Below are 18,137 nucleotides of genomic sequence, written 5' to 3' on the forward strand. Positions count from 1 at the left end.
ATGGAGGTCTTGAGAATCTTCAACAACAACGTGGTCCTGGCCAAGGACCCGGCTCGCGGGGGCGAAGTCATCGTCACTGGCCGCGGGGTCGGGTTTCAGGTCAAGGCCGGGATGGCCGTGGACCCGGCGAAGGTGGTGCGCGTGTTCGTCCCGACGGACGGGCGCGACTCCGACCACGTCGCCGAGCTCCTGGCGGACATCCCGTTGGAGAACATCACTCTCATGACCGACGTGCTGGCACGTGCCGGCCTGCCCGACTCCCTCGCCGGTAGCGCCACGCTCCTCATCGCGCTCGCCGACCACATCGGCTTCGCCATGAAGCGAGCACAGGAGGGGCTCCACATCGCATACCCGTTCCGAAGCGAGGTCTCCACCCTCTATGCCGAAGAATACGAACAGGCGATCCAGATCCTAGCCCACCTCAACGCGGCACTCGGCAAGCAGGGGCGCACGACTCTGCCCGAGGCGGAGGCCACCGCGCTCGCCATGCACCTCGTCAACGCCGGCTTCTCCACCGGCGACCTCTCCTTCACCTACCGCATGACGGGCGTGCTCCAGCAGCTCATCGAGGTCATCGAAGAGTTCTACGGGGTCAACCTCAGCGCCGCCACCGTCTCGGTGGGACGCTTCATCACCCACCTGCGCTACCTATTCGTGCGCATCCATCAACGCAACCAACTCGAAAACAGGCATTCGGCCATAGGCATCGCCATCCGCGACGCCGATCCGCAGGCCTACCAGTGCGCCCGCACACTTGCCTCCCTCATCGAGCTCCGGCTCGACCAGCCCCTCACCGGGGACGAGGTGTCCTACCTCGCCCTCCACGTCTCACGCATTGCGCACAACGCAAGCCCAACGCCGCCTCCACAGCCGGAGGCCGGCGCGGATACCCACCGAAAGGAAAACACCATGATCACCAAGACCGCGACGATCGGCTCCTCCGTCGGCCTACACGCCCGCCCCGCCGCACTCTTCACCTCCGCAGTGCAAGGCACCGACCTCGACATCACCATCTCGCTCGGCGGCGAGGAAGCTGATGCCAGCTCGCTACTCGAGGTCATGACCCTCGGCGCCCAACACGGCGACGTCGTCACCCTCAAAAGCGAGGACGACTCAGCCGAGGCAGCCCTCGCTGAGCTCGCAGCCATGCTCGAGCGAGACCTGGACGCTGAGTAATGGCGGGTCGTCGAACACTCTTTGGCATTGGCGTCTCGGCCGGTTTTGCTGCCGCCCCGGTCGTCAAGGTGATGGAAGCCCCCGGCTTCGACCCTCACGAACCGCCAAGCACGGACCCCGCCGGAGACGGCGTGCGCGTACGCGAGGCGATGGCCGCGGTGGCGGCGTCGTTGCGCGAACGCGCCGAGACCGCATCGGAGACCGCGCGCCCCATCCTTGAGGCCACAGCCCAGCTCGCCTCGGATCGCGCGCTGGCCAAGGCCGCGGACAAGAAGCTCAAGGCCGGCTCGGGCCTGACCCGCGCCGTCCACGACGCGGTTGAAGAGTACGCCACGCTGCTGGCCAACCTCGGCGGTTACATGGCCGAACGCGTCACCGACCTCTACGACGTGCGCGACCGGACAATCTGCATGCTGCGCGGCATGCCCATGCCGGGCGTACCCGACGTCAGCGAACCGGCGGTCCTCCTCGCCTGCGACCTCGCCCCAGCCGAAACCGTGGGGCTGAACCCCGAGGTCATCGCCGGGATCATCACCGAGGGAGGCGGGCCGACCAGCCACACGGCGATCCTCGCCGCCCAGCTTGGCATCCCTGCCGTTGTCAAGGTGCCGGGTGCGATGGAGATCGAGGGAGGCGACGTCGTCGCGATCGATGGTGGCACCGGCGAAGTGGTCGTCAGCCCCACCGCGGAAGACATCGAGACGTTCGAGGCGCGGGCGAAGATGCGCGAAGCGGTCCTCGCGCAGTCGGTCGGGCCGGGAATGACGGAGGACGGCTACCCCGTCTCGCTGCTGGCCAACATCGGTACGGCGGCCGACGCCGAACACGCCGCCGCGGGCGACGTGGAGGGAGCCGGCCTGTTCCGCACCGAATTCCTGTTCCTTGACCGCGATTCGGCGCCCTCCCTTGAGGAGCAGACGGAGACGTATGCACAGGTGCTTCGGGCGTTCGGCACCCGGCGCGTCGTCGTACGCACGCTTGACGCCGGCGCGGACAAGCCGCTGAGCTTCGCCAATCTCGGCGAGGAGGAGAACCCGGCGCTCGGCCGGCGCGGCCTGCGACTGTCCATGGCCCGCGAGGACCTCATGCTCACCCAACTCGACGCGCTTGCCGCGGCCTACGAGGCCACCGGCAAGGAGGCCGACCTGCGGGTGATGGCGCCGATGGTGGCGACGATGGAGGAGACCACCTGGTTCGCGGAGCGTGCCCGCGAGCGCGGACTGCCCAAGGTTGGCATCATGATCGAGATTCCCGCCGCGGCGATCCGGGCCAAGGACCTGCTCTCGGTGGCTGACTTCGCCTCGCTGGGCACCAACGACCTCTCGCAGTACACGATGGCTGCGGACCGCATGCAGGGCGCGCTGTCTGACCTGCTCTCACCGTGGCAGCCCGCCGTGCTGCAGATGATCAAGTTCGCCTGCAAGGGCGGCGACGCCACGGGCAAGCCGATCGGCGTGTGCGGCGAGGCGGGAGGCGATCCGCTGCTCGCGTTGGTGCTGGTCGGACTGGGTGTGAGCTCGCTGTCGATGGCACCGCCGAAGGTGGCGGCCGTGCGTGCGGCCCTGCGTCTGCACTCGCGCGCCACCTGCCAACAGATGGCTGCCTATGCGGTGGATGCGCAAACCGCGTCTGACGCGCGTGCTGCTGTCGAGCAGTTGGCTCACCCCAGGATGAGAGGGCTGTTGTAGCGGCGCTGCGGCGCTCTGGTGTTGCTAACTGGTGAGTCTGGTGGTTTTGCTTGGGAATTCCGGCCTTTTCGGGCTTAGATTCACCAGTTAGCAACGGGGAGGATTGGGCCGGGGTTGTCCGCCGGGGGGGGCTGGTGTTGCTAACTGGTGAGTCTGGTGGTTTTGGTTCGGAATTCCGGCCTTTTCTGGCTCAGATTCACCAGTTAGCAACGGGGAGGATTGGGCCGGGGTTTTCCGCCTGGGGGCTGGTGTTGTTAACTGGTGAGTCTGGTGGTTTTGGTTCGGAATTCCGGCCTTTTCGGGCTCAGATTCACCAGTTAGCCGCGCCAGGCAGGGATCCGGCGCGACGGAGGAATTACTTCGGAAAGTATCTGTAATGGGCCGCGGCTTCGCACGGACAATCTCCTAATCGAGCTACTGACGTGGGCTTGGCTGTCTCAGCTGCACCATCGACCAGCCGGCAAGTACGGTATAGTGCGTAGGCAACTAATCTTGGAATGCATGAGAGCGATTGAGTTGTCAGATGAACGAGTTTAGGAACTACCCAGATTGGCTGTGGGCCCTGCGCTACGGTTGGCAGGCGTCGCCGGCTTTTGCCACGGCGTCCACGATTGCTCTTCTCTGTGTCGCTCTCGTTCCAGCTGTTAACGTTTTGTTAATTCGGCAGCTCTCAAGCTCTCTAGCACATTCAGATGGCGCGGTCGCATTGATCATTTTAACTGGCGTTGTATTTGGCGCCGGAGGAGCCTTTCAACAAGTTGCCAACACTCTGTCGCGGGTCAATGCGATGAAGGTAAACACGTTCGCTTCAGACCACTTTGATTCTGTGCTCGCGCGTAGGTCAGCAAACTCTTACGCTTCAGAATCGTTTATGGAGAAACTCAGGAAAGCGCGTCAATGTACCGTTGAAGGGCACGTTTCATCTCAGTTTCAAGCGACGATCAATATCCTCACCGCGACGATGACGGCTTCTACTTTGGCTCTGACGTTGTGCGACTTGAGTGAGCGTGCAGCAATGATCAGCGTCTTGGCTCCCATACCTACTGTGGTTGCCTATGCGTGGTACGGCAGGCAAGAGTCCCGCCTTTGGCCCGATGCCGCGGAGAAGAGCCGACGTTCTGTGTATTTTCAGGATCAGATTTCATATCAGAGCACGGGAAGCGAATTGGCTAATCTCCGAGCATCATCTTTTATTGCTTCTCGGTCTCAAGAGATGAGGGGTCTTTATCGAAGAATACGGGAGAAGCTTGAAGGGTTGGCTGTCGTATCCGACGCTATGTCCGGTCTTGCCACAACGATTCTATTCTGCTTAGCCCTGATCTTTCTTTATAGGGATTCAGCTCAGGATGTTGGAGCGGTGTTTGCGGGCATCGTAGGTCTCATGAGCGGAATCGGAGCGATGGCAGGGATCGGCTATCAAGTTGGTGAGCTTATTATCTCCGTTCCAGCAAATCGGCATTTCCGGGATTTTCTGCGCACGGAAGATGATCACCTGCCCGAGTTAGATATTGAATCCGTCCAGAAATTCTGTGCTAGCGATGTGACGGTGAGATATGGAGATGTTGTAGCTGTCCAGTTGGCCAATCTTGCCGCTGTCCAGGGCGCCTTAGTGGCAATCGTTGGAGAAAATGGCTCGGGTAAGACTTCCTTGATTCGCGCGATGATGGGCACACAGCCCGAGGTTTCGGGTCGTTTGAAAATTGGCGAACTGAGCGTCGATCTCTCGTCTGGAGCTTTTCGTTATCCTTACGCCGTTATTCATCAAGATTACGGGCATTATGAGCTGACCGTACGAGAGTTTTTGACGATGGGTTTGAATGGGGAGGAAATATCGGAATCTCAGATAGTCGAAGCGTTGCGCTTCGCAGAGGCATACTCTTTTGTTTCAGAGCTTGCCGAAGGAACGCGGACTCTATTGGGTGCGCAATGGGGTGGCGTTAACCTCTCTGGCGGTCAATGGCAGAGATTGACTATCGCACGTGCGTTTCTCTCGAATGCACCTGTGTGGTTTCTTGACGAGCCTACGAGTGCAATTGATGCCCCCACAGAAGAGTTGATTTTTGAGAAATTCTCAAGAGAGGCTACAAGAAGGATCATCATCCTAACGACGCACCGAGTCTCGACTCTGCGGTCAGCAGGGCGCATCTATGTGATGCAGGACGGGGCGATTGTCGAAGAGGGGGCGTTCGGAGAACTCCTGTCGCGTGGGGGCGAGTTTAATCGAATGTTTCACTCCCAGTTGGAGAATGTGGCGGATTTAAACTCGGGCACGATCTTGAGGGATTAGTGTCGAAGTTGAATCGGCCAACCTCACTCTCATCTAGGGGGCTGGCCATGAAGTCTGTCATTTGTGCACCGCCAGCTTGCGTCTAATGTGGTGCGAGGCCGCGCGCGTAAAATATGGCAATGGACACTACTGCAAGATCGAAGTCCTCTGCGCAGCTATCGGGCGGTGCTGTCGCCCTCGGGTGTTAGGAACGTGCTTTTTGAAGCAGGGTGGTGACGATCGTGAAGCGGTGTGGTGACGATCGTGAAGCACTTTCGGTGGGCTGATAACTATTTCTACTAGCACGTGACAATCCGGTTGCGTGCTTGTTAGAAAGGACGTCAGCCGTGACTGATTACCGGTTGATTATCAAGCTCCTGCTTCAGGGGCTCTCGTATCGGCAGATACAACAACGCTGTGGTGCTGCTCAGGCCACGATTGCCAAAGCGCGCAAAGCCATTGATTCCCATGGCATCACCAGTGAACTTTTAGAGTCGTTAGACGATTCGGCGATTACTGATCTCATTGGTGATGGTCGACTCGTAGTCGCTGATGACTTCGTTGGTATCGATTTCGATGTTGTGATCAAAGCTCGTACCGGCAGGAACAAGACTCCACTGCGAGTGCTGTGGTCGACCTATCTTGACCAACCAGCACCACGTGGTCTGAAGTTCTATAGCTATGAGCGCTTCCGCCAGCTGGTGGCTGCCCATGTTGCCACCCAAGGCGTGACCGCACTGATTGTGCACCAGCCGGGCCATACCATGCAGGTGGATTGGGCGGGGTCGACCATGGCAGTTGTTGATCCGATTACGGCTAAACGCAGCAAGATCCATATCTTTGTTGCTTCACTGCCGTATTCAGGAATGGTCTTTGCCCATGGCTTCATTGATGAAAAACAACCCTCGTGGCTGGAAGGGCACCGCTTGGCCTTCGAGTATTTCGGTGGCGTTACTGAGGTGGTTGTTCCTGATAATGCGTCTACGGCATCGAATCAGATTGCCAAAGGTGAACGCGCACGACGAGTCAACGCGAAGTATGAGGAATTTCTCGAGCACTACAACACTGCTGCTCTTCCAACTAATCCTGTTCGCCCACGTGAAAAAGGCAATGTGGAATCTGGAGTCAAGATTGTAACCAACTGGGTGATTCGCAAACTTGCCGATGTGGTCTTTGCCAGCCTTGACGACCTTAATGACGCGGTTGCCGGACAGGTTGAGGCGATTAATCATCGCCGCCCGTTTCGCAATCAGCAACGTAGCCGCCAGGATATCTTCGAAGAACTCGAATCTGACGAACTAGGTAATCTTCCTGCAACAGGGTGGGTAGATACCGTGTGGAAGAAGTCGAAAGTCACTCCTGACTGGCATATCACGATCAATACCGTGAAATACTCGGTGCCTTACCAGCTGGTGGGACGAAGTGTTGATGTGCGTATCCGTGGGCAGATCCTTGATGTCTTTGCCGATGGCCAAGCTCAGGCTCGTCACCAGGTCAGTGTCCAACGCGGTGCCTATGTCACCGATGTTGAACACGCTCCGCCGGGGATGGCCCAGGCTAGGAACCTATGGACACCGTCGTACTTTGTGACCCAAGCATCCCGGATTGGGCCGTATACCCGGCAAGCTGTTGAAGCGTTGTTGGCATCGAAAAAGATTACAGCCCAAGGCTTTCAACCAGCCCGCAACATCATCAAGCTAGGTAAAGCTACAGAGAATAAACTAATTCTCGAGCAAGCATGCCAGCGCCTTCTAGGAGATGAAGGCCACCGCCAACGAGCTATTAGCTACACCGCGGTCAAGAACATGATGGCAGTCATCCGCCATGAACAATCCACACGGCCAACCGCCCCGCCCACGCGGGAATCTGCACCAGCAACTCCATCACAGCCAGCACCGTCATCGCGTTCCCAATCACGCGGCATGCTCGGCGGGCGTGAGCAATTCTCACTGAGTGCTTTGATGAAAGAAGGAGACAACTAATGACTTTTTCTACCGCACCACGTCAGCATCTAGACGACACGTGGATGGAAACCTTCACCAAGCTACGCATGACTGCCTTTGGCCAGACCGTTATCAGTATGGCCAATGACAGTGCCTTTGATGAGTGGACGTTTTCAGACAAGATCATCTTCGCTGTAGAAAAAGAGGTTGCAGCTCGAGCAGAGCGACGATTTGCAAAACTGCTCAAGGCATCAATGACACCCCTGCCCGATGCTTGTGCTGCTGATATCCGTCACACACCAAAGCGCAACCTCACCCGTGAGTTAACTAGCCGGCTAGCGCATTGTCAATGGATAGAACACGCCAGCAACGTCGTTATCCTGGGCAAATCATCAGTCGGAAAGACCTATCTAGCCTGCGCTCTCTTACACGAAGCATGTAAGCGGGACTATTCAGCCAAGTTCTTCCGAACCGCAGACCTAGCCGACCAACTGGCCGTACTCGACCGCAGCGATCCCGCACGGTTGAAATTCATCAACCAGATAGTTGGCTGTGACCTGCTCGTCCTCGATGACTTTCTCACCACTCCAATTAGTGGTGAAACCGCCAACGAGCTGTTCAATCTTCTAGCAGCACGAGAAGGCAGAGGATCGACCATGGTCACTTCCCAATTCGCCCCAGAAGACTGGTACGAATCAATGCCTGATCGAGTCGTGGCTGAATCCCTACTCAACCGCCTTGTCGGCGGGGCAGAAATCGTCAACGTCGACGGACCGAACATGAGGCTGGCACCAACAGTGTCCTAGTCCTCAGCAATAACTAAGCGCGTGGGTGACAACCGCTTCACAATCGTCACCCACGCGCTTCACGATGCTCACCATCGCGCTTCACGATCGTCACCACACCGCTTCATTTTCCACGCTCGCAACACCTCGGGTCGTTCTTCGTCAGCATCGCATTCGTCGTCGTTCCCGCCCTTTACATGTGGCTCAACCGGACACAGTTTCCCTCCCCGTTCCCACACATTGGGGCCTGGACTCCAACCCGAATAGCTGGTCCTCATGTCCCGCCGCCCTCGGAATGGATGTTGGCCTCGTTGCCCTCACGTCTGCCCTGTTCTTAGGAATCGGGTATGCCACGCGCATGTTTGAAGTGTTCGCTCCACTCGCGCGCCACCTGCCAACGGATGGCTGCCTATGCGGTGGATGCGCAAACCGCGTCTGACGCGCGTGCTGCTGTCGAGCAGTTGGCTCACCCCAGGATGAGAGGGCTGTTGTAGCGGCGCTGCGGCGCTCTGGTGTTGCTAACTGGTGAGTCTGGTGGTTTTGCTTGGGAATTCCGGCCTTTTCGGGCTCAGATTCACCAGTTATCAACGGGGAGGATTGGGCCGGGGTTTTCCGTCTGGGGGCTGGTGTTGTTAACTGGTGAGTCTGGTGGTTTTGCTTGGGAATTCCGGCCTTTTCGGGCTCAGATTCACCAGTTAACCGCGCCAGGCAGGGATCCGGCACCTGCAGCCGGGACCCTTGCGCGGCCGCCCGCGCCCTGGCCCGCAACATCCAGCTCCACACTGCCTGAACTATGCTAGAGCCATGGACGATAAGTGGCTGAGCTGGGCAACCGAGATTCAGGCAATCGCGCAGGCGGGCCTGACATACGGCCAGGACGCCTTTGACCGCGAGCGCTATTTGCGCCTTCGGCAGATCGCAGCACAAATTATCGCCGAGCACACCGACCTGCCGGTGGAGAAGGTCGTCAACCTCTTCTGCAACGAGGAGGGTTACCAGACACCGAAACTGGATACCCGCGCGGTCATCATCCGCGACCAGGCCACCGCGGGTGACCAGGCCATTTTGCTCGTGCGTGAGAACGACGGCCGATGGGCCATGCCCGGTGGGTGGGCCGACATCGGACTGACGCTTCGCCAAAACGTGGAAAAGGAAACGAGGGAGGAGGCGGGCCTCGACGTCGTCGCCACCCGGGTCCTCGCGATCCATAACCACGCCACCCACAACCGTCCCCCATTGCCGTGGAGCATCTGGAAGATTTTTGTCGCCTGCCAGGTGCGTGGCGGGGAGTTTGTGGAGAACGTGGAGACGACGGCGTCGGGATACTTTACCCTCGATGAGCTTCCCCCGCTCGCCGAGGGTAAGACTACGCGCGAGCAGATTGAGCTGTGCCTCGCGCTCGCGGCGGATGACACCCGGCCGGTCGAGTTCGACTAGCCCTGCCCGAACGCCCTGCGCGTACAATTAGCGAAACGAACGGAGGTGGCGCATGGGCGGCATCGACATTGAACACCTGACCCGCGACTATGGTTCGGGGCGCGGCGTGTTCGACATTACGTTTTCGGTGGCTCCCGGGGAGGTTTTCGGGTTCCTCGGCCCCAACGGTGCGGGCAAGACCACCACCATCCGGCATCTGCTCGGCTTTCTTCGCGCTCGCGCCGGATCCGTGGCCATCGACGGCAAGAACCCGTGGGCAAATGCGAGCGTGTTGGACGACGTCGGCTACGTCCCGGGCGAACTCGCGCTTCTCGACATGAAAGCTGGGGCCTACCTGCATTTCCTTGAGCGATACCGGTCCCGAACGGCTGAGCGTAAAGATGAACTCGTGGCGTTGTTCGAGCTTCCCCTCGACCTGCCGATTCGGAAAATGTCCAAGGGAATGAAGCAGAAGGTGGGGATCGTTGCGGCTTTCATGTTCTCCCCGCGGATCCTCATCCTCGACGAGCCCACTTCCGGCCTCGATCCGCTCATGCAAAACCGTTTCGTCGACCTCGTCGAGGAAGAAAAGCGGCGCGGATGCGCCATCCTCCTCTCCAGCCACATCTTTGACGAGGTGCAGCGCACGGCCGACCGGATCGGCATCATCCGCGCCGGGCACATGGTCGCCGTCGACACCGCGGCCGCCCTGCGCGAGCGGCACATGCGCCACTACACCGTCACGCTCGCCAGCCCGGAAGAAGCCGCCGCCTTCTCCCGGGATTTTGGCGGAAGCTCCGAGGGATGCACGGCCACCGTCTCGGCGTCGCAAAACCTCGAACGGATCTTCCTGGACTACTACAAGGAGCAGCGATGAACCTCGCACTCTTTCGCTGGCAGATGCGCAAGTCGCTGCTGATCGGGATCATCTTCGCGGCGATCTTGACGCTCTACGTCACCATGATCACCTCCATGTACGACCCGCAATCCATGGCCGCGCTGGTCAAGTTTCGCGACTCCATGCCGCAGGTGATGGCCGCCGTCGGGATGGATAACGCGCCAACCACCCTGCCCGAGTTCCTCGTGAACTTCCTCTACGGCTTCCTCTTCCTCGTCTTCCCGATGGCTTTCACCCTCATTCGGGCCCACGGCACCATGGCCAAGTACATCGATTCGGGGGCGTTGGCCACCCTGCTCGCCTCCCCGGTCTCCCGCCGTTCGCTCGCCCTCACCCAATTCGCCGTGGTCATCACAGGCACCACGATGTTGCTGGGCTACGTCACGGCCCTGGAAGCCATCGCCGCAACCCGCGTTGACGGCTCGCTCCCGGCCGCCACCCTCCTGACGCTCAACGGCGGCCTGCTCGTGTTGCATCTGGCCATCGCCGCCTTCTCCTTCTGGTGCTCTGTGGCGGCCAGCGAGGCGAAAACGTCCCTGGCGCTCGGGGCCGGCATCCCCTCCGCCATGCTCATCTTTCACCTCCTCGCCCAAGCCGGGGAGAAAACGGCGGGCGCCCGCTTCGCCAGCATCTTCACGCTCTTCGACCCACAGGCACTGATTGCCGACGGCGGCGGCTGGGGCATCGCCGCGCTCGCAGCTATCGGGGTTGTGTGCCTGGTCGGGGCGATCGTAACCATGGACAGACGCGACTTTAGCCTATGAAAACACGAGCGATAGGAGGACGCGGGCGACGGCGTCGTGAACGGATGCCCGCCAACTGACGTCCTTGACGGACAAAGTTTCATTTATGCTGGCGTGGAGGGCACGACCTGGAGTAGAATGGCTGCATCCACATTCTGGGTGTTACTGCATGGCAGGCATGACCGGGCTATTTTGTCGCTCACTGAGGAGCTTGTGTGTCCCAGCCTGTCGCGCACATTGTGCGAGTTCTCAACAACAACGCCGTGCTCGTCGGGCGCGATGGTATTGAACTCGTGCTCGCCTCGCGCGGAATCGGGTTTGGCAAGAAGCCTGGCGACGAAGTGGAAGTCGAATCGGATCAACGCAAATACGTCGAAACCTCGACCGACAAGGTGGAATTCCTCAAATCACTGGCATCTCTCGATCCCGAACTGGCTGCTGCGGTCAGCCGAGCAGTTGAGATCGCAACAGAGCTCCTTCCCGATCTGCACCCCTCGATATACGTGCTCCTCGCGGATCACCTATCCTTCGCAGTTCAGCGAAGCCGAGCCGGGCAAGCCATCGAGAATCGGCTCCTCAACGAAATCAGCGCGACATTCCCCACGGAATTCGCTGCAGCAGAAATCATCGTGGCATTCGTCAACTCCAAGCTGGACGTTGACCTGGCTACGGACGAAGCCGGCTACGTCGCTTTACACTTGAACGCCGCCCGAACGGGTTCCAGCGTGAAGAAGCCGCTGTCCAAAGCCAATGAGCTCAACCGGCTCTTGGACCAGATCAAAGCTGACCTGGGACTCGACGTCGTCAGCGATGAACAGATGCACGAACTGTTCACGCACCTGCAACGCGTGATCGATCGGATTGCCACTGGCCATTTCAGAAACAACCAAGCGACCCTGCCCATCGCCCAAGCGCTGACGCTTGAGATGTCGGTAGCTCGCTCAACACTGCGCGCAATTGCCGACAGACACGATTCCCACGCCCCGGATGCCGAAGCTGCACTGCTTGCGGTATTCCTCCACGGCTGGCGTCAAGGCGTATAGCGCAAAGAAAGGACATCCTCATGGGAGGAAGAATAATGGAGGCCCTGCAAAAGCTTGGCCGGGCGCTTATGGGCGCCGTTGCTGTCATGCCTGTGGCGGCAATTCTCATGGGCATCGGCTACTGGATTGATCCCCAAGGGTGGGGGTCCGGTAATCTCCTCGCCGCGATCCTGATCAAGGCGGGTGCCGCGGTTCTTGACAACCTCGGCTGGCTCTTCGCCATCGCTATTGCCTTCGGCCTGGCCAAGGACCACCACGGCGCCGCCGCGCTCTCGGGGTTCCTCGGCTATGCCACGGTCAAGCTCCTGATCTCGGCGGATGCTGTGGCGGGTTACCAGGGCGTCGATGTTGAGGCCCTCGAAGGAGACGCCAAGCTCGACTGGATCTCCCAGGGCTGGAACGCCATCAACGACAAGAACGTGCTCATCGGCATCCTCATCGGAATCCTGGCCGCGTGGACCTACAACAGGTTCCACAATACGAAGCTGCCAGACTTCCTGGCCTTCTTCTCCGGGCGCCGCCTTGTGCCGATCATGATGACCTTCTTCTCCATGATCCTTGCCCTCGTGCTGTACTTCGTGTGGCCGCTGCTGTACGGCGCGCTGTTCTCCTTCGGTCAGACAATCGCCGACATGGGCGCCGTCGGGGCCGGCATCTACGGATTCATCAACCGCCTCCTCATCCCAACCGGCCTGCACCACGCCGTGAACTCCATCTTCTGGTTCGACGTCATCGGTCTGGATGACATCGGCAACTTCTTCCGCGGCGGCGAGACGATCGCTACGGCGGCAGCCGCGACTTCGGCAGCCACCTGCCCGGGCGTCGGCATCTGGGATGGTTCGACCTGTACCGTCATCGGTGAAGTCGGACGTTACCAGGCGGGCTTCTTCCCCGTCATGATGTTCGGCCTGCCGGGTGCGGCTCTTGCCATGTACCTGCGTGCGGACTCGGCCAAGAAGAAGACCGTCGGCGCTCTCATGTTCGCCGGCGCTCTTGCATCCTTCTTCACTGGCGTCACCGAACCGCTGGAATTCGCCTTCATGTTCGCCGCACCCTTGCTCTACCTGGTGCACGCGCTACTGACCGGCCTGTCGCTGTTCCTCGCGGCCACGTTCCATTGGACGGCCGGTTTCGGGTTCTCCGCAGGCTTCGTGGACATGTTCCTCTCCTCGCGCAACCCGCTGGCTAACGAGTGGTACATGCTCCTCGTGCTGGGCGTAGTCTACTTCGCGCTATACTTCGGGCTGTTCTACCTGCTGATTGGCGTGGCGAAGTTGAAGACCCCGGGCCGCGGGGACGACGAGCCCACCGACGACGTCGCCGCAGGTCCGCTCAACGATCGGGAACTCGCAAAGCGCATCATCTCGGGGCTTGGCGAGCCGGCAAATATCGCCACGGTGGACTACTGCGCCACCAGGCTGCGTGTCACGGTCGAGGATCAGAGTCTCGTCGACGAGCGCGCGCTGAAGGCGACCGGCGTCGCCGGCGTCGTGCGCGCGTCGGCAAAGAACATTCAGGTGATCGTGGGGCCGAACGTGCAGTTTGTCTACGATGACGTCGCCGCGCTCTTGCGTGACACGCAGGCCACGCTGAAGGGTGAGCAGGAGGAGTAAACATGTTTGGACTGGGCAAGAAAAAAGTGAATGTGGGTGCGGTCTTCGCAGGCCGTGCCGTACCCGTGGCCGATATTCCGGACCCGGTGTTTTCGGGTGGGATGTTGGGTGAGGGCTTCGCCGTCGTGCCGCCCGCTGAGGAAACGACTCTCGAGGTCGGCTCGCCGGTAGCTGGCACGGTGACGCGGGTGTTCAAGACGGGCCACGCGTTCGTCGTCACTTCCCGTGAGGGCCTCGATGTCCTGGTGCACATCGGTCTGGAGACGGTCGAGCTGAAGGGCCAAGGTTTCACGATTCTTGTCCAGCAAGGCGAGGCGGTAGATATGGGAACGCCGATTATTCGCCTGGATCTCGCTACGGTGAGGCAGGCGGGATTGAACCCGATCACACCGGTCGTCTTTGCAACGAAGGCGCAGGTCTCCAAGGTAGAAACGACACTTGGGACGGTAGCCGCCGGCGATGTCGTCGCCACTGTGACGCTCGCGTAAGACTGGTCGGGTGCAGATCCGTGAGGGTCTGCACCCGGCCCACGAAAGGAAACATATGTTCACTCGCACAGCAACGGTTGCCTCCCGGGTGGGGCTGCATGCACGCCCGGCGGCGCAGCTGGCTCAAGCGGCAGCAGACGAGAACATCGACATCACGATCTCATTTGACGGTGAGGAGGCCGATGCCGCATCCATCTTGGAGCTGATGAGCCTAGGGGCCATGCACGGGGACGAGGTGACCCTGTCCACCGACGCTGAGGGCGGAGAGGCCGCCCTCGATCGTCTCGTGGCGCTGATCGAATCCGACCTCGACTGAGCGCCGGGCGCGGCGAGGACCTCGTCGATGAGACCGGGAATGGATGAGGGCCCCAATTCGTTATCGACAAGGACCGCGGAATGCTCGCGGCCGGTAGGATGCGTTCGTCCTCGGACGTGCCAACCCTGACAAGGAGAATAATGACGCGAATCGACATCACCAAGACGACCCCGGATGTCTACAAGGCGCTGAACGCGGCCTCGCTCAAGTCGCGCGAGGCGTGGGAAGCGGCCGGTCTCACCGAGGAGGAGGTGGAGCTTGCGAAAGTGCGGGTCTCGCAGATCAACGGCTGTGTGGCGTGCCTCGGCGTCCACGTCCCCGCCCTGCGGAAGGCCGGCATGGACCAGCGCCTCATTGACGTCCTGCCCGCGTGGCGCGACGCCGGTTCCCCTTTCACGGCCAAGCAGCGGGCGATCCTCGAACTGGCAGAGACGCTGACGAAGTTGGACCGGCCCGAGGCTCGCGAGGCCGTCATTGCCGCGGCGCTCGAGCACTTCACCCCCGAGCAGGTCTCGGCCCTCGAGTGGTCGATCATCCTCATCGGGGCATACAACCGGGTCTCGATCTCGTCCGGACACCAGTTGCCCCGCGCCTAGCGGGCCAGGGGCCGGACAAATCGGCCAATTTGGCCGGCCCGCCGGGCCGGCCGCGCCCACCCCTGTCCCTTCGCGGGACGATTTCGGCCGCATCTGCATATATACGCAGATGCGGCCGAAATCGTCCCAGTTAGGTCAGCTGCTCGCCGGCGGCTACCGCTCGACGATGATCACCCGCAGGTTGCGCGGGCCGTGCACCCCATCCACGCGCACCAGCTCGATGTCGGAGGTGGCGGACGGGCCGGCGATCCAGGTGGTCGGGCGGGCGGGATTCTCGCCCAGCACGGCGACGGCCTCGGGCAACGTAGCCTTGATCGCGTCGGCCTCGAGCACCACGACGTGGGTGTCCGGCACCAGCGTGATCGCGCGTCGTCCCTGGTCGGGTTCACCGTCGAGCATGATCGTGCCGGAGTTGGCGACGGCCACGCGCGAGGCGGTGAGCACGGCATCGGTGGCATTGAGCTCGGCTTTTGACAGGGCGGGCGCGTCCACGCGGACCTCACGGCCCCTGCCGGCGGCCTCCTTCCACTCGGAGGGCAGCCCCTCGGGCACGACCACACTGGAGCAGTCGGCGAGCAGTTCGTCGATGGCGGCGCCGATCCCGTCCGGGCCGACCCGCTTGACCACCGCGGTGTAATCCACGAGGGCCTGCTCCATCTCGGTGATGACCTCCTCGCGTGGGGCGTCGGTGCCGAAGCGGTACTCGCGCGGGATCTGCGGCGCCGGGATGGGGCCGACGTTACGGATACGGTTCAAAATGACGTCCTTGGCGCTCATCGCGCACCTCCTTCGTTTTCGCCGCAGCAGTCCTGCGAAGTGCTACCTGATCCGCAGCAGCCCTCCTCCTGCCACCACTGGCGGAAGGATTGGGCGGGCGGGGCCGGGACGTCGCGGGTGCGGGTCCAGTCCTTGACGACCGGTAGCGGCAGGTAGCCGAGCTTGCGGTCCTTGCCGGCCATGAGGCGGCCGGAGGATACGGCCTTGCCGGCTGCCTCCATGCCCTTGCCGGAGGACATGATCTTGGACGTGGCCTTCATGGCGATGTCCCAGCGGTCGGGCATGCCGCCGCGGTTGGCCTCGGTGTACTTGTGGCGCAGGTGGACCAGGATGTCGGGGATGTTGATCTTGACCGGGCACACGTCGTAGCACGCCCCGCACAGCGACGAGGCGAACGGGAGCGTGGCGGCGGGATCCTTGTGGTCCGTGGCGCCAAGCAGCTGCGGGGTGAGGATCGCGCCGATCGGGCCGGGGTAGACCGAGTTGTAGGCGTGCCCGCCCGTCACCCGGTACACGGGGCAGATGTTCATGCAGGCCGCGCAGCGGATGCACTTGAGGGCCTCGCGGCCGACCGGATCCTTCAGCACGTTGGTGCGCCCGTTGTCCATGAGGATGATGTGGAACTCCTGTGGGCCGTCGCCCTCGGTGACCCCGGTCCAGAACGAGGTGTAGGGGTTCATGCGCTCGCCGGTGGCGGAGCGGGGCAGGAGCTGGGAGAAGACCTCGAGGTCCTGGAAGCGCGGCACGAGCTTCTCGATTCCCATCACGGTGATGAGGGTTTCGGGGAGGGTGAGGCACATGCGGCCGTTGCCCTCGGACTCGTAGATTCCCACGGTCCCGGTCTCGGCCACGCCGATGTTGGCCCCGGAGATGGCGACCTTGGCGGAGAGGAACTTCTTGCGCAGGTGGGCGCGCGCCGCCATGGCGAGCACGCGCGGCTCGTGGGTGAGCTCGCCGGCGTCCTCCATGCGCGCCTCGAAGATTGCCTTGACCTCGGCGCGATTGCGGTGGATGGCGGGGACGACGACGTGGGAGGGCATGTCGTCCGAGAGCTGGACGATCATCTCGGCCAGGTCGGTCTCCCATGCCTGGATGCCGTGTTTGCCCAGGTATTCATTGAGGTTGATCTCCTGGGTGGCCATGGACTTGACTTTGACGACCTCATCTACGCCCTTGGCCTTGACGAGGTCGTAGACGATTCGGTTGGCCTCGTCCGCATCCCGCGCCCAGTGTACGACGCCGCCTTTGGCGGTCACGTTCGCCTCGAACTGTTCGAGCAGGTCGACCCAGTTCGCCGCCACAGTGCGCTTGATGTTGGACGCCGACTCGCGCAGCGCCTCCCAGTCGGGCATCTCCTCCACGCGGGTGTTGCGCTTAGCCCGGATCTTGCCGGTGGCGTAGCCAAGGTTGCGGCGCATCTGGGTGTTGCGCAGCGTCTCCTCGGAGCCTTCCTTGAAGGACTTGCCCCAGCGGAGCGGGTCCTCGGGGATGGGGTGACCGGGCACCCAACCGAGTTCGGTTTCGGCGATGTCTTGTTGGGCCCAGTCGGCGGGGTCGAGCCCGAGCTTGGAGCCGAGTTCCTTGATCTTCAGCATTAGGCACCTACCTTCGTGGTTGTGGCCGGGGCAATGAACGGTTCGTCTTCGGTGCCGGCGAGCACCTCGGCTAGGTGCATGGCGCGGATCCCGGAGCGGGTGCGGGACAGGCCGCCGGCGATGTTCATCAGGCACGAGTAGTCGCCGGCCACCAGGATTTCGGCGCCGGTGGACTTGATGTTGGCCATCTTGTCCGCGAGCATGGCCGAGGAGACGTCGGGGTTCTTGACGGAGAACGTGCCGCCGAAGCCGCAGCACACGTCGGAGTCGGGGAGCGGGATGTAGTCGATGCCGTCGACCGCCTTGATCAGCTGTAGCGGCTTGTCGCCAACCTTGGCCACGCGCAGCGAGTGGCACGTGGTGTGGTAGGTGACGCGGTGCGGGAAGTACGCCCCGACGTCGACCATCCCCAACACGTCGACGATGAGTTCGGGCAGGTCGTAGGTCATCGCGGCGAGCTTGTCCGCCTTCGCCGCGAGGGCGAGGTGTCCGAGCTCGCGGGCCACCATGGCCTGCTGGGTGCGGATCGATCCGGTGCAGGAACCGGAGGGGGCGACGATCGCGTCCCACTCGCCGTCGAGTGCGGGCTCGAAGACGCGCACGTGATTCTCGATGAGGGGCAGGGCCTCGGGGAAGTAGCCGGTGTTGACGTGCATTTGCCCGCAGCACGCCTGCTCTTGCGGGAAGATGACCTCGTGGCCGAGGCGGCGCAGGAGATGCACCGTCGCTTGCGCGGCCTGCGGGAACATGACGTCGTTCATGCAGGTGGAAAAGAGTGCGATTCTCATGGTGAA

Annotated in this window: 16 protein-coding genes and 1 pseudogene; 14 read left to right on the forward strand and 3 right to left on the reverse strand. The window is 61.5% G+C overall.

The features are described 5' to 3' along the window. The 14 genes and pseudogenes from J2S45_RS01655 to J2S45_RS01720 all read left to right on the forward strand — a co-directional run. Positions 1-822 (forward strand): annotated as a pseudogene (locus J2S45_RS01655) (PRD domain-containing protein); the annotation flags it as partial. 87 nt (positions 823-909) lie between these two features. Continuing rightward, entirely contained in the window at positions 910-1,176 is a 267-nt protein-coding gene (locus tag J2S45_RS01660; RefSeq protein WP_296931744.1) for an HPr family phosphocarrier protein, read from the forward strand. Further along, the gene (ptsP, locus tag J2S45_RS01665; protein WP_307634337.1) at positions 1,176-2,864 is read left to right on the forward strand and encodes a phosphoenolpyruvate--protein phosphotransferase; all 1,689 of its coding nucleotides are present in this window, start codon (positions 1,176-1,178) and stop codon (positions 2,862-2,864) included. The genes J2S45_RS01660 and ptsP overlap by 1 nt, the downstream gene beginning before the upstream one ends. Before the next feature lie 523 nt (positions 2,865-3,387). Then, positions 3,388-5,151, forward strand: coding sequence for an ATP-binding cassette domain-containing protein (locus J2S45_RS01670; RefSeq protein ID WP_307634338.1), 1,764 nt, complete (start codon positions 3,388-3,390; stop codon positions 5,149-5,151). A 326-nt stretch (positions 5,152-5,477) separates the two neighbouring features. Next, a complete protein-coding gene (gene istA / locus J2S45_RS01675) occupies positions 5,478-7,112 on the forward strand; it encodes an IS21 family transposase (protein ID WP_307634289.1) in 1,635 nt (544 codons plus the stop codon). Further along, positions 7,112-7,879, forward strand: coding sequence for an ATP-binding protein (locus tag J2S45_RS01680; protein ID WP_307634288.1), 768 nt, complete (start codon positions 7,112-7,114; stop codon positions 7,877-7,879). Before istA ends, J2S45_RS01680 begins: the two co-directional genes overlap by 1 nt. 783 nt (positions 7,880-8,662) lie before the next feature. After that, positions 8,663-9,295 carry an NUDIX hydrolase N-terminal domain-containing protein gene (locus tag J2S45_RS01685; RefSeq protein ID WP_270975120.1) on the forward strand — a complete coding sequence of 211 codons (633 nt, stop codon included), beginning with the start codon at positions 8,663-8,665 and terminating at the stop codon, positions 9,293-9,295. A gap of 52 nt (positions 9,296-9,347) precedes the next feature. Next, positions 9,348-10,151: an ABC transporter ATP-binding protein gene (locus tag J2S45_RS01690; protein ID WP_307634339.1), complete on the forward strand. Its 804-nt coding sequence runs from the start codon at positions 9,348-9,350 to the stop codon at positions 10,149-10,151. Then, positions 10,148-10,936: a hypothetical protein gene (locus J2S45_RS01695; RefSeq protein WP_307634340.1), complete on the forward strand. Its 789-nt coding sequence runs from the start codon at positions 10,148-10,150 to the stop codon at positions 10,934-10,936. Before J2S45_RS01690 ends, J2S45_RS01695 begins: the two co-directional genes overlap by 4 nt. Before the next feature lie 194 nt (positions 10,937-11,130). Then, the gene (locus J2S45_RS01700; RefSeq protein ID WP_296929867.1) at positions 11,131-11,958 is read left to right on the forward strand and encodes a PRD domain-containing protein; all 828 of its coding nucleotides are present in this window, start codon (positions 11,131-11,133) and stop codon (positions 11,956-11,958) included. A gap of 20 nt (positions 11,959-11,978) precedes the next feature. Beyond that, positions 11,979-13,571: an N-acetylglucosamine-specific PTS transporter subunit IIBC gene (gene nagE, locus J2S45_RS01705; RefSeq protein ID WP_296929865.1), complete on the forward strand. Its 1,593-nt coding sequence runs from the start codon at positions 11,979-11,981 to the stop codon at positions 13,569-13,571. Between the two features lie 2 nt (positions 13,572-13,573). After that, positions 13,574-14,059 (forward strand): PTS sugar transporter subunit IIA, encoded by a 486-nt coding sequence (locus tag J2S45_RS01710; RefSeq protein ID WP_307634341.1) that lies wholly within the window; start codon positions 13,574-13,576, stop codon positions 14,057-14,059. Between the two features lie 55 nt (positions 14,060-14,114). Beyond that, positions 14,115-14,375, forward strand: a complete 261-nt coding sequence (locus J2S45_RS01715) for an HPr family phosphocarrier protein (protein ID WP_270975112.1) — start codon at positions 14,115-14,117, stop codon at positions 14,373-14,375. A gap of 140 nt (positions 14,376-14,515) precedes the next feature. Then, on the forward strand, positions 14,516-14,971 hold the full coding sequence (locus tag J2S45_RS01720; protein WP_296929861.1) for a carboxymuconolactone decarboxylase family protein: 456 nt from the start codon (positions 14,516-14,518) through the stop codon (positions 14,969-14,971). Between the two features lie 153 nt (positions 14,972-15,124). On the opposite strand, the gene J2S45_RS01725 is transcribed toward J2S45_RS01720, so the two are convergent. From J2S45_RS01725 to J2S45_RS01735, 3 genes are read right to left on the reverse strand one after another with little or no spacing between them, the layout of a single operon-like run. Continuing rightward, positions 15,125-15,748: a LutC/YkgG family protein gene (locus tag J2S45_RS01725; protein WP_307634342.1), complete on the reverse strand. Its 624-nt coding sequence runs from the start codon at positions 15,746-15,748 to the stop codon at positions 15,125-15,127. Beyond that, on the reverse strand, positions 15,745-17,343 hold the full coding sequence (locus J2S45_RS01730; protein WP_307634343.1) for a LutB/LldF family L-lactate oxidation iron-sulfur protein: 1,599 nt from the start codon (positions 17,341-17,343) through the stop codon (positions 15,745-15,747). The genes J2S45_RS01725 and J2S45_RS01730 overlap by 4 nt, the downstream gene beginning before the upstream one ends. After that, positions 17,343-18,131, reverse strand: coding sequence for a (Fe-S)-binding protein (locus J2S45_RS01735; protein ID WP_270975108.1), 789 nt, complete (start codon positions 18,129-18,131; stop codon positions 17,343-17,345). Before J2S45_RS01735 ends, J2S45_RS01730 begins: the two co-directional genes overlap by 1 nt. Positions 18,132-18,137: the final 6 nt, after the last annotated feature.

The organism is Trueperella abortisuis, assembly GCF_030811095.1.
GTDB lineage: Bacteria > Actinomycetota > Actinomycetes > Actinomycetales > Actinomycetaceae > Trueperella > Trueperella abortisuis.